At 74.6% G+C, this 14,441-nt stretch carries 12 protein-coding genes; 3 read left to right on the top strand and 9 right to left on the bottom strand.

Annotation, left to right across the window (positions count from 1 at the left end):
- Positions 1–39 precede the first annotated feature (39 nt).
- Complete coding sequence (locus tag ACZ6CZ_RS13100; RefSeq protein ID WP_469018892.1) at positions 40–1,230, bottom strand: hypothetical protein; 1,191 nt, start codon at positions 1,228–1,230, stop codon at positions 40–42.
- Positions 1,231–1,312: 82 nt separating this feature from the next.
- Here ACZ6CZ_RS13100 and ACZ6CZ_RS13095 point away from each other — a divergent pair, with 82 nt between their 5' ends.
- Positions 1,313–2,923, top strand: coding sequence for a hypothetical protein (locus ACZ6CZ_RS13095; RefSeq protein ID WP_469018890.1), 1,611 nt, complete (start codon positions 1,313–1,315; stop codon positions 2,921–2,923).
- 3 nt (positions 2,924–2,926) lie between these two features.
- On the opposite strand, the gene ACZ6CZ_RS13090 is transcribed toward ACZ6CZ_RS13095, so the two are convergent.
- From ACZ6CZ_RS13090 to ACZ6CZ_RS13065, 6 genes are all read right to left on the bottom strand, one after another.
- A complete protein-coding gene (locus ACZ6CZ_RS13090; RefSeq protein WP_469018887.1) occupies positions 2,927–5,515 on the bottom strand; it encodes a SpoIIE family protein phosphatase in 2,589 nt (862 codons plus the stop codon).
- 218 nt (positions 5,516–5,733) lie between these two features.
- A complete protein-coding gene (locus tag ACZ6CZ_RS13085) occupies positions 5,734–6,162 on the bottom strand; it encodes an ATP-binding protein (protein WP_469018885.1) in 429 nt (142 codons plus the stop codon).
- 110 nt (positions 6,163–6,272) lie between these two features.
- Entirely contained in the window at positions 6,273–6,671 is a 399-nt protein-coding gene (locus tag ACZ6CZ_RS13080; protein WP_469018883.1) for a (deoxy)nucleoside triphosphate pyrophosphohydrolase, read from the bottom strand.
- Positions 6,672–6,700: 29 nt separating this feature from the next.
- Positions 6,701–6,892 carry an SPOR domain-containing protein gene (locus ACZ6CZ_RS13075; RefSeq protein WP_469018880.1) on the bottom strand — a complete coding sequence of 64 codons (192 nt, stop codon included), beginning with the start codon at positions 6,890–6,892 and terminating at the stop codon, positions 6,701–6,703.
- 330 nt (positions 6,893–7,222) lie between these two features.
- Positions 7,223–7,975 carry a GntR family transcriptional regulator gene (locus tag ACZ6CZ_RS13070; RefSeq protein WP_469018877.1) on the bottom strand — a complete coding sequence of 251 codons (753 nt, stop codon included), beginning with the start codon at positions 7,973–7,975 and terminating at the stop codon, positions 7,223–7,225.
- 176 nt (positions 7,976–8,151) lie between these two features.
- On the bottom strand, positions 8,152–9,435 hold the full coding sequence (locus ACZ6CZ_RS13065; protein ID WP_469018875.1) for a DUF4190 domain-containing protein: 1,284 nt from the start codon (positions 9,433–9,435) through the stop codon (positions 8,152–8,154).
- A gap of 90 nt (positions 9,436–9,525) precedes the next feature.
- Here ACZ6CZ_RS13065 and ACZ6CZ_RS13060 point away from each other — a divergent pair, with 90 nt between their 5' ends.
- On the top strand, positions 9,526–10,722 hold the full coding sequence (locus ACZ6CZ_RS13060) for a serpin family protein (protein ID WP_469018872.1): 1,197 nt from the start codon (positions 9,526–9,528) through the stop codon (positions 10,720–10,722).
- 170 nt (positions 10,723–10,892) lie between these two features.
- On the opposite strand, the gene ACZ6CZ_RS13055 is transcribed toward ACZ6CZ_RS13060, so the two are convergent.
- A complete protein-coding gene (locus ACZ6CZ_RS13055; protein WP_469018870.1) occupies positions 10,893–11,600 on the bottom strand; it encodes a helix-turn-helix transcriptional regulator in 708 nt (235 codons plus the stop codon).
- Between the two features lie 407 nt (positions 11,601–12,007).
- Here ACZ6CZ_RS13055 and ACZ6CZ_RS13050 point away from each other — a divergent pair, with 407 nt between their 5' ends.
- Positions 12,008–12,544, top strand: a complete 537-nt coding sequence (locus ACZ6CZ_RS13050) for a DUF6817 domain-containing protein (protein WP_469018867.1) — start codon at positions 12,008–12,010, stop codon at positions 12,542–12,544.
- Between the two features lie 58 nt (positions 12,545–12,602).
- Here ACZ6CZ_RS13050 and asnB read toward each other — a convergent pair whose 3' ends face one another.
- Positions 12,603–14,441, bottom strand: coding sequence for an asparagine synthase (glutamine-hydrolyzing) (asnB, locus tag ACZ6CZ_RS13045; protein WP_469018864.1), 1,839 nt, complete (start codon positions 14,439–14,441; stop codon positions 12,603–12,605).

Raw genomic sequence — 14,441 nt, 5'->3', positions numbered from 1 at the left:
CCCGCCGGGGCGCGCCGCCGTCCCGGCCGGTGCGGGCGGTCAGCCGGCCCAGCCGCGCCGGTAGGCCGCCCAGTCCGCCTCGGTCGCGGCGAAGTCCACGTACAGGGCGACGCCGAAGCGGGCGCGCCCGGCGTCCGTGCGCGACAGGCCCAGCCGGACGCCCCGGACGGCCGCGGGCACGGTCTCCCCGTGCGCCCAGTGGCCGAACCGGTTCTCGTGGAAGAAGGGCAGGCCCATCAGGAGGTCGGTGCAGTCCGGCGTCACCTCCAGCGCGAGGCTGGTCTGCTGGGCGACGTAACCGCCGTACAGGCCCGGCGTCGGCTGCATGGTGTCGTACGACATCACGGCGATCTGGTCGACGCGGCGGGCCACCTGGCCGAAGTAGGCCTGCGACCACCACTTCGGGTGGCCGGTGGTCGCGCCCCAGAAGGAGTGGAACGCGGGCAGCGGGTCGATCTGGTGCGCGGCGACGGAGAGCAGCGCGTGCCGCTCGCGGGTGACGGCGCGCAGGTCGTCGAGGAGGGAGAGGTAGTCGCGGTCGCCCGAGTGCAGGGGTTCGAGGTCGAAGTGGGCGCCGTCGAAGCCGGTGGCGAGGATGCGGCGGGTGGCGGCGACCACGGCCGCGCGGGTCGCCGGGCGCTCCAGGCGCAGTCCGTCGGGGCTCTCGGTGGCCAGCGTGTCGCCGAGCCAGGCCTGGACCCGCACGCCCGGCAGCTCCCGGTGCACGGCGGCGATCAGCCATCGGGCCCGGGGATACGCCGACGCCGGGAGCGTGCCGTCGTGCTCCAGCGGGCCCGCGTGGACGTACAGGTCGCGGATGCCGGTGCCTGCCAGGCGGTGGGCGAGGGCGGTGACGTCGGTGTCGCCGCGGCGCCCGTCGATCCAGGCGTGGCCCAGCCAGAGGGCGTCCCGGTGCCGGGTGCGGGTGCCGGCCGCGGGGTCGCCCAGGTAGTTCACCCTCAGCGCCGTCTCGGCGACCAGCGGCGGCAGCACGAGCAGGGCGAGCAGCACGGCCAGGATGCGGCGGACACGGCGGACACGGCGGCGGCGCTTGGGGGGTGCCTCGGGAGTGGCGTCGGCCTCGGGCACGGGCTCGGGCTCGGTCGCGGGCTCGGGCTCGGCGGCGGTGCCGGGGGTGGCTGGTCGCGGTGGGGTGGGGTGGCCGTCGGGGGCCTGGGGTATCGGCGGCTCCCCGGCCGCGTCTGGTGCGTCGTCCTGCCCCCGCGTCATCGTGGGCCCCTCCGCGCTCGTCGTCCCCCGCCCGTGCCCGGCCCGGTCGCGCCCGCGCTCACCTGCCCATACGCTCCGGAACGTGACGTCATCCTGGAACCGGGGCCGGCCGGGGCGCGGCGCGGCGCGCCGGGGAGTGCGGGTGGCGCGTGCGGTGGCGGTCGGGGTCGTGGGGTCGGTGTGGCTGGTGTCCCCGGCCATGACGATCACCACCCGGTGTCCGGTTCCCGTCGCCGCCGCCGTGCCGCTCGCGGGAGCCGCCGCGGCGCGGGACGGGAGCCCCGCCACCGACCTGGTGCTGCCGCTCGCCGTGCTGGGCGCGGCGGGGGCGCTGGCCGGGTACGGGTATCTGCGGCGCACCCGGCGCGCCCGGACCCGCACCACCCCGGGACGGGTCTCGGTACGGCCGCCCACGCCCACCCCGGCCGAGTCGGCCCGGCAGGCCCGCACCGCCCTGGTCGTCGCCGACGACTGTGTGCGCACCAGCCAGGAGGAACTCGCCTTCGCCGAGGGCCTGCCCGGCGTGCGGGCCGCGGACACCGAACCGTTCGCTCGGGCCCTGCGGGCGGCGCGCGGCGAGCTGGACGCCGCGTTCGCGCTGTGGCTGCGCTGCGAGCGGGGCGGGGCCGGGGACGCGGACGCGCGGCGGCAGGCGCTGGTGGGCGTGGTCGGGCGGTGCGCGGAGGCCGGGCGGCGGCTGGACGCCGAGGCCCCGGCGTTCGACCGCTTCCGCGCACTGGAGGGGGTGGCGGAACGGGGTTTCGGGGCCGCCCTCGAACTCGCCGAGGCACGGTTCCGCGAGGCGGCCGGGCGCACGGGCCGGGCGGAGGCGCTGTCGGCGGCGCTGCGCGCGCGGTGGGCCGCCACCGCCACCGCACCCGTCACCGGCCATGTGGAACAGGCCAAGGACCGGCTGCTGTTCGCCACCGCCCACCTCAACCAGGCCCGGCAGCGCGCCGATTCGGGCGAGGGCGAGCGGGCGGCCCGTCTGCTGCGCGCCGCGGAGGGCACCGTCGCCCAGGCCGGCGTCCTGGTGGCCGCCGTGGAACGCCTCGGCGCGGAGCTGCGGCAGGCCGCGGCGCTCCTCCCGGCCGCGCTGACCGGCGGCGAGGCCGACCTCGCGGTGGCCCGCGCCCGAGCCTCGGCCGGCCCCGGAGATCCCCGGCCCCCGGACGGGTCGCGCGCCCGCGTGGCGCACGCCGACGGGGTGCTGGCCGCCGTCCGGGAGGAGCTGACGGGCGGGGCGTACGACCCGCTGGACGCGCTGCGCCGGGTGGTGCGGGCCGTCGAGCGGCTCGGGGTGGGCCGGGCCGGGGTGACCGGCGCGGGCGCGGCGCTCGTGGGGCGCAGCGCGGTGGCCGCGGCGGAGGACTTCGTGGCGGTGCACCGGGTGGTGGTGGGCGCGCAGGCGCGGGCGCTGGTCGCCGAGGCCCGGCGGGCACCGGACCCGGCGGACGCCGCCGTGGAGCGGGCGGCCCGTGCGGCCCGTCGGCTCGCCGAGCGGGACGTGCGCGCGCACGGCACCCCGCACGCCGCTGCCGCCGCACACGGCGGCGGTCTCGACGGTGCCGTCCTCGGCGGCGTCCTGCTCGGGGAGGAGCCGGACGGCGGTCCGCCCGCGAGCTTCGGGGGGCCGCGGACCCGGGGCCGGCGCCGGCTGCCGCCCGAGCCGTCCCCGGGCGCCCCGGGGTGACCCTCAGAACAGGCTGAGCAGCGCCTCCGCCGGGTCGGCGAGGCCGTGCTCGCCGTCGGGCAGCGGGAGTTCGAACCACACCGTCTTGCCGCGCGGGGTCCGCCGGGACCCCCAGGCCGCGCTGAGCAGACCGACGAGCTGGAGGCCCCGGCCGCCCTCGTCGGTGTCGCGGGCGCGCCGGCGGCGGGGCTGGACCAGGCCGGAGTCCCAGACCTCGCAGACCAGGGTGCGGTCCAGCAGCAGACGCAGTCTGATCTCGCCCTCGCCGTACCGCAGGGCGTTCGTCACCAGCTCGCTGACCAGGAGTTCGGTGGTGTCGACCAGGGGCTCGAGGTCCCAGCTGAGCAGCTGGCCGCGCGCGTACTCGCGGGCCCGGCCCACGCTGCGGGGCTCGCGCGGCAGCGTCCAGTCGCCGACGGACTCGGTGGGCAGGCCCTGCACCCGGGCCATCAGCAGGGCGATGTCGTCCTCGCCGTGGTGGGTGTCGAGGGTGTTGAGGACGTGGTCGCAGACGTCCTCCAGCGGCTGGGAGGGATCGGTGAGCGCCCCCACGAAAGCCTGGAGGCCCTCGTCGAGGGGGTGGTCACGGGACTCCACGAGGCCGTCCGTGTAGAGCGCCAGCAGAGCGCCCTCGGGGAGCTCGACCTCCACCTCCTCGAAGGGCTCGCCGCCCACGCCGAGCGGCATGCCCGGCGGCACGTCCAGCATCAGCGCGTCCTCGCCGGGTTCGACCAGCACCGGCGGCAGATGGCCGGCGTTGGCGAACGTACATCGCCGGGTCACCGAGTCGTAGACCGCGTACACGCACGTGGCGAGGTAGACCTCGGACAGGTCGGCGTCGCGGGACTGGCGGGCGGTGCGGGTGGCCTGCTGGACCCCGCCGGGCGTGCCCAGGCCCCGGGCGATCTCGTCCAGCGCGGAGAGCACCTCGGCCGGTTCGAGGTCGAGCAGGGCCAGGGTCCGTACCGCCGTGCGCAGTTCGCCCATGGCGACGGCCGCGCGCAGGCCGCGGCCCATGACGTCGCCGACCACCAGCGCGGTGCGGTGGCCGGGCAGTTCGATGACGTCGAACCAGTCGCCGCCGACCTCGGTGGCCGCGTTGCCCGGCAGGTAGCGGCAGGCGATGTCCAGGCCGGACGCCTCGGGGTCGCCGGGCGGGAGCAGGGAGCGCTGGAGTATGAGGGCCCGCTCGTGCTCGCGGCGGTACAGCCGCGCGTTGTCGATGCAGACGGCGGCCCGGGCGGCCAGCTCCACCGCCAGGTCCCGGTCCCGCTCGCCGAACGGCTCGCTGCCCTTGGTGCGGGCGAACTGGGCGAGGCCCACCACCGTGTCGTGGGCGACCATCGGCACGGCCAGCGTGGACTGCACCAGGCCGCCGTCCTCGGCGGGCACCTGCTGCGGGCGGGCGGTGCGCAGGGCGTCCGCGCAGGGCGAGTTGAAGGGGTAGTGGTGGACGGCACCGACCGCGACCTGGGGGCCGCCGCCGATGAACGGCGCGTCGGAGACCGCGCTGGCGAAGGCGACCCGGCGCAGTTCGGCGCTGCCGTCGGCGAGTCCGGGGGGTGCCTCGTCGCCGGCCAGCAGGCCCTGGTAGAGGTCGACGGTGGCCAGGTCGCAGAAGCCGGGCACGACCACGTCGAGGAGTTCGCGGGCGGTGGTCTCCAGGTCCAGGGAGTTGCCGATGCGGGCGCCGGCCTCGTTGAGCAGGGCCAGGTTGCGCCGGGCGGCCGCGGCCTCGCGGGCGGCGGCGCGGCGGGCGGTGATGTCGGTGCCGAGCCAGGCTATGCCGATGGGGCGGCCCGAACCGCTGTGCACGCGGTACAGGTTGACCGACCAGTGACGGCGTTCCTCGGAGTCCGGGACGAAGCCGGTGACGTGCATGTCCGTGATGGACTCGCCGGTCTGGAGCACCCGGCGCAGGGTGGCCGCGACCCGCTCGGCCTCGGCGCGCGGCAGGTAGTCGTGGACGCTCTTGCCGCGGTGGGCGTCGGGGTCGCCACCGAAGATGGAGGCGAAGCGCATGTTGGCGCGGCGCACCCGCAGGTCGGTGTCGATCAGCAGGAAACCGAACGGGGATTGGCCGAATATCGCCTGGGAGGCGGCGAGGTCGGTCTCCATGCTGCGCAGGGTGCGGACGTCCACGACGATGCAGACGGCCGCCTTCTCGCCCTCCGCGGTGCGGGTCGGCATGACGTAGACCTCGGCGAGTCCCTCCTCGCCGCGCTGTCCGTCGGGCCGGTCCGGCATCCGGAAGGGGACCACCCCGGTCCACTCCCGGCCGTCGAGTATCTCGGCCATCTTCCGCTGGCCGCGCGCCCGCAGATCGGAGTCGACGAAGGCGGCTATGGGGTCCGTGCCGACGGCGCGTTCGGCCGGGATGCCGAAGATCTGCTCGGCGCGCAGGCTCCACTGGTCGACGAGCCCGCCGGGGCCGATGGAGAAGGACGCCACCTTGATGTAGTCGTAGATGGAGCCGGGCGGACTGCTCTGCCACATGGCGTCGGCGCCGGCCGCGGCAGTATCCGCGTCCCGCGTCCTCGCGCCGTCCGACGGGTCCTCGGACTCCGTGGCCTTCGCTGGTATCTCGCTCACGCGAACCGTCCCCTCCAGCTCACCGCGTCCGGTACCGGTCACCGGAGGCGGCTGCCCGCAGTATCCAGCACTACGGCGCCGCACGACACGGTGTTCACGATCACAGCACGGTCCAGGCGGTTTTCGGACCGTGCCGCGACAACACTTCCAGTCTTCTAACCAGGGAACACGTCCTCGAACCACGTACACCGGTGACGGTTACGGGATGTGCCGCGCCCTCACCCCGGTACGGCCAGCTCGAACCAGACGATCTTCCCGGTGTCCTCGGGCCGCGTGCCCCAGCGGCGCGAGGAGCCGGCGACGAGCTGGAGGCCGCGCCCGCCCTCGTCCTCGGGGTGCGCGATCCGCTCGCGCGGCAGGTCGGGAAGCGGGTCGGAGACCTCCACGAGCAGCACGCCGCCGAGCCGGGCCGGGCGTACCAGCCGTACGCCGATGGGGCCGGTGGCGTGCCGCAGGGCGTTGGTCACCAGCTCGCTGACCAGCAGGGCGGCGAGGTCGGCGAGGCAGTCCAGGTCCCAGCCGCGCAGCTGGCCGCGGACCGCGGCACGGGCGCCGCGCACGGCGCCCGGCTCCGCGGGAAAGGTCCACTCGACACAGCCGCCGTCGGTGTCGATCACGCCGATCACTTCCCAGGCCAGCGAGCCCACCCATGTCCGATTTCGTGGGGTTAATGGGCACATACCCGATATCCCGGGGGCAGTACCGTACGAGTGGTCGCACGGCGGCACGGACGGCGTACGGGGCGCTCGGCCCGCGGCTACGCGAGCCCGACGAGCACCTGCCGTACGGCGGCCACGTCCTGGTCGAGCCAGGGCACGTCCCAGATCCGGTCGGCGGTGAGCCAGCGCAGCTCGTCGTGGTCCTGCAGCGGCCGGGGGGCGGCGGAGCCGGGGCGCAGCCGGGCGGTGAAGACCCGCAGCGCGTACGGCGGCCTCAGCGGCCACTCCCCCGGCACGCGCTCGACCGGCTCGGCGTCGACGCCGAGTTCCTCGCGCAGCTCACGCACCAGGGCACCCTCGGGCGTCTCGCCCGGTTCGACCTTGCCGCCGGGCAGTTCCCAGCGTCCGGCAAGCTCGGGGGGCGCGCTGCGGCGGGCGGCGAGCAGGCGGCCGCCGTCGAGCAGGGCGGCTCCCACCACCACGATCCGTTCCTCCATGGCCGGAGCCTACGGGAGGGCCACGGCGGTCAGTTGCGGACGCCGTCCCGGCTCTGCCCGATGCGCTCGACCCAGTAGAGCTGCTTGTGCCCGCGGGCGTCGAGGCTGTCGGCGATCTTCTGCGCCTCCGCGCGGGTGGCGTACCGGCCCACGCGGTAGCGGTTGCCGTTGTCGTCCTGCCGGACGACCAGCCAGGGGTAGGTGACCGTGCCCTCACTCATCGCGCCCCCACCCCTTCACGCGTGGCTCCGCCCGCTGTCCGTACCGGCTCCCGTGTCCGTACCGGCTCCCGCTGGGGAAACCGCACTGCGCATATGCCCGAGCGTACGCCTAACCTTCACGCAGCGAATACGTGTTTTCACAAAGAGGTACGCAACCAGCCAGAACGCCGGGGGCGCACGATGACGAGTGCGCCGCCGTGCGCACCGGTGGTCGCGGTCGCGGGCACGGCGGGCGCAACCGGGACCACCTGGGAGAACGGCCGGAATCCAACGGCCCGTCAGCAGCCCCGCACCGGGCCGGCGCGGGGCGCAACGCCCTCGGGGTGTGCGCTACTTCACGGGCAGGTGGTACGCCGCCCGGTAGCGGTCGGCGGGGATCACGACGTCCGCGGTCTCGACCGGGCGTCCGGAGGCGTAGTAGGTGCGCTGGATGACGAGGACCACGTGCCCGGGCACGCCGCCCAGGGCGAGCAGTTCCTCGGAGAGGCCGGGGCGGGCGCCGACCTCCTCGGTGACGTTGTCGACGATGACGTCGATGGCCCGCATCCGCTCGACGACGCCCATCCCGCCGAGCGGGCCCTCCTCGGGCAGCATCACGGGGGTGCGGCCGGTGACGGCGAGCGGTTCCCAGGAGGTGGAGAGCATCATCGGCTCGCCCGCCTCCCGGAAGAGGTACCTGGTGCGCATCACCCGGTCGCCCGCCTTGATGGCGAGGCGCTCGGCGACGGCCGCGCCGGCCTCGGCCTGGTGGCTGCTGGACTCCCAGGTGCCGCGCGCGCCCGCGTCGGCCTGCTCCTGCCGGAAGGGCGTCGCCCCGCCGGCCGGGCGGTACCCCGAGCGCGCCACGCGGCGCGGCACGGGCTGCTCGCGCACGTACGTCCCCGAGCCGGAGCGGCCCTCGACCAGGCCCTCGGCCATCAGCACCTTGCGGGCCTCCAGCGCGACCGTGTCGGAGACGCCGTACTCCTCGCGGATGCGGGCCTGGGACGGGAGACGGGTATGGGGGGGCAGTGAACCGTCGACGATCTTCTTGCGGAGATCACCCGCGACGCGCAGGTAGGCCGGCTGCTCACCGAATGTCACGGGCCGCTCCCATCAGGTTGTACAGACAGCAACAGCCTGGCAACCGTGGGTTGTGCCATGCAAGTGAAGGCCAGAGAATCACTCGAAGTGATGACATTGGGCCGGTGAGGGCTTCACCCAGCGCTTTCTCCCCGTTGTGGCCGCCGCCACACCTCCGCCCGGCGCGCCACCCGCGCTCACACCGCCAGGCCGGCCCCGCCCGACCCGCCGCCCGACCCGCCGCCTGAACCACCGTCACCCGAGCCGCCACCCGGGCCGCCGTCCGCCCCGCCGCCGTCGTGGGCCGGCGGGGTGGTGGTCAGGCCCAGCGCCTTGCGCGCGGGGACCCCGCGGTCGGGGCTGATCAGGGCGGACCCCTTGTCGTAGTGGCCGTAGAAGGTGTCGGCGTCCGGGGAGCCGGCGGCCTTCGACCACTGGGCGCGGGCCCTGTCCAGGTCGGCGACGAGCGCGGCGACCGGCTTCTTCGCCGCGGCCGGCCAGGTGTGCGCGCGCAGCAGCCCGGACTGCCTCCCGAGGGCGGTCGCCACCCGGTGTGCCCACTTCCGGTGCCCGGGCAGGTCGTCCTCGATGTTCCCGGCGTCGGGGGCGCTGTCCAGGGCCGCGTTCAGGACGTGCGCGGCCTCCAGGTAGGCGACCTGGTCGGCGTCGAGGACGGTCTCGTCGTTGCGCAGCGGCCCGGTCAGGCTCGCGCCCTCCGACGCGCTGCCGAAGACGCAGGTGACCTCGCGGTCGCCGGCCGACCAGCTCGCCCGGGTGGGGGTGAGGTAGTAGACGTCGACGTCGTCGGGGACGGCCCAGCCGTCCATCGCGTAGTCGTCCTGGAGGCCGTAGCAGCGCTCGTCGGCACGGTCCGCCACCGGGCCGTCGCCCGGGTAGGCGCCGTCGGGGAGGTCGAAGGAGGCGAACACCTCGCCGTCGTGGGCGCCTTCGCAGGAGACCTCGTCGACGTCGTAGGTCTCCCCGGTGAGCGAACCGCCCGGCGCGTCGAAGCACTCCCCCTTGACCAGCGAGATGCTCGCGCCGTCCCGCGCGCCCTTCTCCACCCCTTCCCAGACGGAGGCCGCGCCGCCCGTCGCGAGCATCGCCGCCCACAGCAGGAGTCCGAGGCCGGACAGGGCGCAACCGGCGATCGCCAGCCCTTGTCCCCGCTGGCCCTTCCTGCGGATCTGCGCGAGCGCGACCAGCCCCAGCACCAGCCCCGCGCCCGGCACGCAGCACAGCACGCCGAGCACGAGGGAGGCGACGGCCGGCCCGTTCACGGGCGCGGGCCGGTTGTAGGGGCTGTAGCCGGTGGCCCACGGCCGGTACGCCGGCTGCCCGTAGGATCCTTGCGGATACGGCGGCTGCCCGTACGGCCCCTGAGGACAAGGAGGTTGGCCGTGAGGACCCGGCGGATACGGGCCCTGCTGGGGGTGCGGCCCGTCGGGCTGACGGGGACCGGGAGGCGGGGGTATGGACACGGGTACCGTGCTCCTGGGTTCGGGCGGCGGGAGCAGTCTGAACTTGTGTACGACTGCGCGCATGGTAAGCGCGCCACTGCGGGGGGTTTGATGCGGGTCGCGAGCGCGACGGTCCGGGCGGTGAACGGGCTGACCGCCCGGTGGGCGGCGGCCGCGGACGGCGGCACGGTGTTCTCGGCGGCGGGGGTGTGGCCGCTGCTGGCCTTACTTGCCGACGGGGCCGGGGGCCCGGCGCGGGACGAGCTGGCGGTGGCGCTGGAGGCGCCCGCCGAGCGGGTGGCCGGTGACGCGCGGGAGCTGCTGGCGGCGCTGGCCTCGGCGCCCGGCGTCACCGCGGCCCTGGCCCTGTGGACCCACCACACGCTCCGGCTGCGGGAGGAGTGGCGGGCGGGGCTTCCGGCCGGGGCGCACGGCGTGTTCGGCGACGACCCCCAGGCGGCGCAGGCGGCGCTGGACGCCTGGGCGGCCGAACGGACCGGCGGCCAGGTCGAGCGGATGCCGGTGACCCTCGTGCCGGGCGCCCGGATGGTGCTGGCCGGCGCGCTGACCCTGCGCACGGACTGGCGCAACCCCTTCGAGGACCGGATGCTGCGGCCGGACACCGGCCCCTGGCAGGGCCGCGCCCTGCACGGCCTGCACCGCAGGAGCGTCCGCCCGGACCGGGTCGGCGTGACGAGCACCCCGGGCGGGTACGTCACCGCCCTGAAGGTGCCCGGCAGCCACGGCATCGACGTCCACCTGCTGCTCGGCGAGGAGCGGATGACCCCCGGTCAGGTGCTGGGGGCCGGGATCGGCGTCCTGGAACGCGCCCTGCCGCTGGTGACGGGCGGTCAGCTGCCCTACGGCGACGTGGGGCCCGGCCTGCGGGTCGACCGGGAGCCCGCCACCGCGCCCGAGCCGACGGCGCTCGACGTGACGACGGTGGCGTACACCGTCCGCGCCGACCACGACCTGCTGGCCCTCGGCCCCCTGTTCGGCCTCGCCGCGGCCGGTGACACCCGGCACGCCCACTTCCCCGGCATCAGCCCCGACCCGCTCGCCGTCGGCGCGGCCCGCCAGTCGGTGCTGGCCGAGTTCGGCGCGCTCGGCTTCCGGGCGGCGGCGGTGACGGCCGTCCTGGCCGCACCGGGCGGCGGCCCGCCGCAGTACCGCCACGAGACGACGGTGGTCCGGGTCCGCTTCGACCGCCCCTTCGCCTTCCTCGCCGTGCACCGCGAGACGGGCCTGGTCCTCACCGCGGGCTGGGTGACGGACCCGGCCCCCCACCCGTCGGCGGACGGCTGGTGACCCCGGCGGCCCTCCGCTCCGCAGACCTCACCGCCGCACGGCGCGGCCGGGGTTGACCGGACCGACCCGCGCCCACGCGCCCGCCGGCATCTTCCCGCGCGGGACGACCCGGGCACACCACCGGTGCCCGAGGGTCCCGGGTCACCGGAGCGGAGGGTCTGCGCCCTGCGTCACACCGTAGACACGGGCCTGCTGTGCTCCGGGCTGCGGCCGAGGCTGCTGACCAGCGCGGCGACCTGGGCTCTGGAACGGACCTCCAGCTTGCCGAACATCCTGGCCAAGTGGGACTCGATCGTCTTGGGACTGAGGCACAGGCAGCGGGCTATCTGCTGGTTGGTGCACCCCGTGCTCACCAGTTCGGCGATCTGCCGTTCGCGGGCGGTGAGCACGGCGAGTGCCGTGCACCCGTACCCCGGCACGGCGGGCTGACCGGCGACAGGCTGCTGCGCCGGTTCGGGCAGCGGGGCGGGACATCGCTCCCCGTCCCCCACCTCGGAGAGCGTGTGCTCACGAGCGTCCGGCGGCACACCGGCCGCCGCCGTGCGCAAGGCGTCCGTGCTGTTCATGTCCCGCAGTGCGGCGAGCGTCCGCTGCGGAGACTGCCCGCATCGGCCGACCACCAGACCCTGTTCGTCCAGCGTGAGCAGGATGGTCGCCAGGGCGCGCCGCCCCGGCCCGCTCACGGCCGCGCGTGACCGGAAGTCCCGCAGGAGTCCGGGAGCCAGGTCGGGATCGTCCCAGCGACGCCCGAGGGCGTAGGTCCACGACAACCGGTCCGCGACGGCGACTGCCGCCTGCGGATCGGTCAGGGACTCCGCCACTTGGAATACCGATATCAGCGCCAGTGAACCGAGGGTCCAGCGGCGTGTCACCGGCATGCTGAGCAGCGTCAGTTCGGTGGCCGAAAGTGCGGCCTGGAGCCGGTCCCGCGCCAGCACCGGAAACGGCTTTGGTTTACCTTTGTACTTAAGCTGTAGACTGCGGGCCACCTCCGTCGACGGACATGGCCATTGCGTCATCAAAGACACTCCACTTCCCCCGTTCAGCGGCCGTAGATGGAGTAGCCAGCCGCTCTCGGCATCCTCGCAGACGCCACTTTGGTCTTCAACCCACTGGTCTTCGCCGCAAGACGAAGCCGTCGCCGGCCGGATTGTCAACCCCCCGCCTCTGGGGGTTTTCCCGCATCGCGCGCCGGACGGCGGCGAGTTAACGTTCCCGGCATGCAGGCCGGCGGAAGCACCCGTACCAGGCGTCGGCGAACTGGGGGAATCTCCTTGGAGGGGACATGAGTAAAGCTTCGGTCGAGCTTCTCGAGAGCGTCGGAGCCGGGAGTATCAAGCATCCTGGGGGGACCCTTCTCGCCCATCTTCTGCGGGTGGAAGGCAAACTCGCTGAATGGGGCGCCCGGGAAGACGTACGTGAAGCCGGCCTGACGCACGCGCTTTTCGCTCCCGACGGTTCTCCCGACCCTCTGTATTCCATGCTCGACCTGTCCGAGCGGCCCCGGGTGGCAAAGGTCGTCGGTGAAGCCGCCGAAGGGCTCGTGTATCTCTACGGCGCGATGGACCGTAAGTACACCTACCCGCACCTGACCGAGGAGAAGGATCACTGGCGCGACCGGTTCACCGGTGAGCTGCGCACACTGACCGAGCAGGAGATCCGGGACCTGATGGAAATCAGCGTGGCGAACGAATGCGATATCGCCAGCCACAACCCGGAGTTCCACGCGAAGTACGGTCCCGAGTTCCTCGACCTCTTCACCCGTATGCGTGCGACCCTCAGCGAGGACGCCTGGGGCGAGGTCCAGCGCGTTCTGGGATGATCCCCCCGAAGCGAGGCCGCCCCGTGGACCGCGGGGCGGCCTCGCTGTCTGTCCGGGGTCAGGACAGCCGGAGGCGGTGCTCCCGCATCCAGGCGTCCGTCTCGAGCAGCGGAATCAGCAGATGCCCGGTGCCCGCGTGCGTCATGGTGCGGCCCCCGTGGCCGGTCAGCTCCAGCACCCGTCCCCGGTCGAGGAGTTCGGCGAGGGGCGAGGAGGGATCGTCCAGCAGCGCCGTCACCGCTGTGCGCGTGCAAGCCTCCCACGCCCGGCCGTGCACCGCCGGGTAGGCGGACTTGGGCCGCGACAGCACTGCCTCCGGCAGCAGATCCGCGGTCGCCATCCGCAGCAGGCTCTTCTCCCGGCCGTCGGCCGTCTTCATCGCCCAGGGTGCGTTCCACACGTACTCGACGAGCCGGTGGTCGCAGAAAGGCACCCGGACCTCGAGCCCCACCGCCATGCTCATGCGGTCCTTGCGGTCGAGGAGCATCGCGAGCGGTCCCTGCAGGCTGAGAAAGAGCACTTCCCGCATACGCGCCTCGAGACCGCCCTCGCCGGCCAGCCGGGGAACCGCGGCGCGCAGCGTGGCATAGCGGTCGGCCTCCAGTTCGGCGGGCCGGATTTCCTTGCGTATCGCGGGAGCCAGACAGTCCGAAAGGCGCGGGGAGTCACCCAGCCACGGGAAGTTGTCCCGCCACACGGTGGCCGCGTCGTGGAACCAGGGATAGCCGCCGAACACTTCGTCGGCCGCTTCTCCCGAGAGGGCGACCGTGGAATGTTCGCGCATTGCCGCGAACATCGTGTACATCGAGGTGTCGAACGGTCCGAGCCCCGGCAGGTCCCGTGCCCTGCGCGCGGGCGGCAGGGCCGCCTCCAGATGGGCCGCCTCCAGGACGACTTCGCGATGCTCGGTACCGATGTGCGCCGCCGCGAGAGCGGCGTACGGGGCGTCCCGCTCGGGCCGCAGCTGCGTCGGCCGGAAGTCCTCCTCCTCGCCGGCGAAGCGCACCGAGCAGGTGGCGAGCCGACCCTCGCCGGTCCGGTCCAGACGGCGTGCCGCCAGGGCGGCCAGGGCGCTGGAGTCGAGCCCGCCGGAGAGCATGGCCGCGCGAGGCACGTCGGCAACCAGCTGCCGCTCGACGACGTCCTCCAGCAACTCCCGCACGTGTCCCACCGTGGCCCCGAGGTCATGGGGGTGCTCCCGGCTCACCAGACGCCAGTACGGGTACGCGTGGCAGCCCCGCCGGTCGACGCGTACGACGTGTCCGGGCTTGACCTCGTGCAGGTCACGCCACGGGGTCTCGCCGGGCAGCGCCAGCCGCGGGTTGAACAGGAGCGGCAGCGCCTCGGCGGAGAGGGCCGCGGCGAAGTCGGGATGGGCCAGCACGCCCTTCGGCTCGGAGGCGAACAGCACTCCATGGGGCCGGGGCGCGAAGTAGAGCGGCTTGACCCCCAGCCGGTCCCGGGCGAGCACCAGCTCCTCCCGCGCCGCGTCCCACACGGCGAACGCGAACATGCCGTTCAGCCGCTCGACGCAGCCGGCCCCCCATTCCTGATAGGCGCGCAGCAGCACCTCCGTGTCGGACCGGGTGGTGAACGCGTGGCCGAGACCGGCGAGCTGGAAGCGCAGCTCACGGAAGTTGTAGATCTCCCCCGCGTACACCAGGACAACGGGCGGCCCGCCGGGCCCGGCCGTGTCCGCCATCGGCTGCGCGCCGCCCGCGACGTCGATGACCGCGAGCCGGCGGTGCCCCAGGGCCGCGTACGGGCCCAGCCAGGTGCCGCGGGCGTCGGGGCCGCGGTCGGCCATGGTGTCGGTCATGACGTCGAGCAGGCGCTGGGCCTCGGACACGTCACGCCGCTCTCCGGCGAAGTCCAGCCATCCCACGAAACCGCACAT

The organism is Streptomyces sp. NPDC041135 (assembly GCF_055592085.1).
The sequence above is the reverse complement of the archived record's forward strand: the minus strand, read 5'-3'. Positions and strand labels throughout refer to the sequence as shown.

What these genes read in the sequence shown, in the direction of transcription:
- ACZ6CZ_RS13100 (WP_469018892.1), bottom strand. Translation starts at nt 1,230, where the DNA reads ATGACGCGGGGGCAGGACGACGCACCAGACGCGGCCGGGGAGCCGCCG.
- ACZ6CZ_RS13080 (WP_469018883.1), bottom strand. Translation starts at nt 6,671, where the DNA reads ATGGAGGAACGGATCGTGGTGGTGGGAGCCGCCCTGCTCGACGGCGGC.
- ACZ6CZ_RS13075 (WP_469018880.1), bottom strand. Translation starts at nt 6,892, where the DNA reads ATGAGTGAGGGCACGGTCACCTACCCCTGGCTGGTCGTCCGGCAGGAC.
- ACZ6CZ_RS13060 (WP_469018872.1), top strand. Translation starts at nt 9,526, where the DNA reads ATGCGGGTCGCGAGCGCGACGGTCCGGGCGGTGAACGGGCTGACCGCC.
- ACZ6CZ_RS13055 (WP_469018870.1), bottom strand. Translation starts at nt 11,600, where the DNA reads ATGCCGGTGACACGCCGCTGGACCCTCGGTTCACTGGCGCTGATATCG.
- ACZ6CZ_RS13050 (WP_469018867.1), top strand. Translation starts at nt 12,008, where the DNA reads ATGAGTAAAGCTTCGGTCGAGCTTCTCGAGAGCGTCGGAGCCGGGAGT.
- asnB (WP_469018864.1), bottom strand. Translation starts at nt 14,441, where the DNA reads ATGTGCGGTTTCGTGGGATGGCTGGACTTCGCCGGAGAGCGGCGTGAC.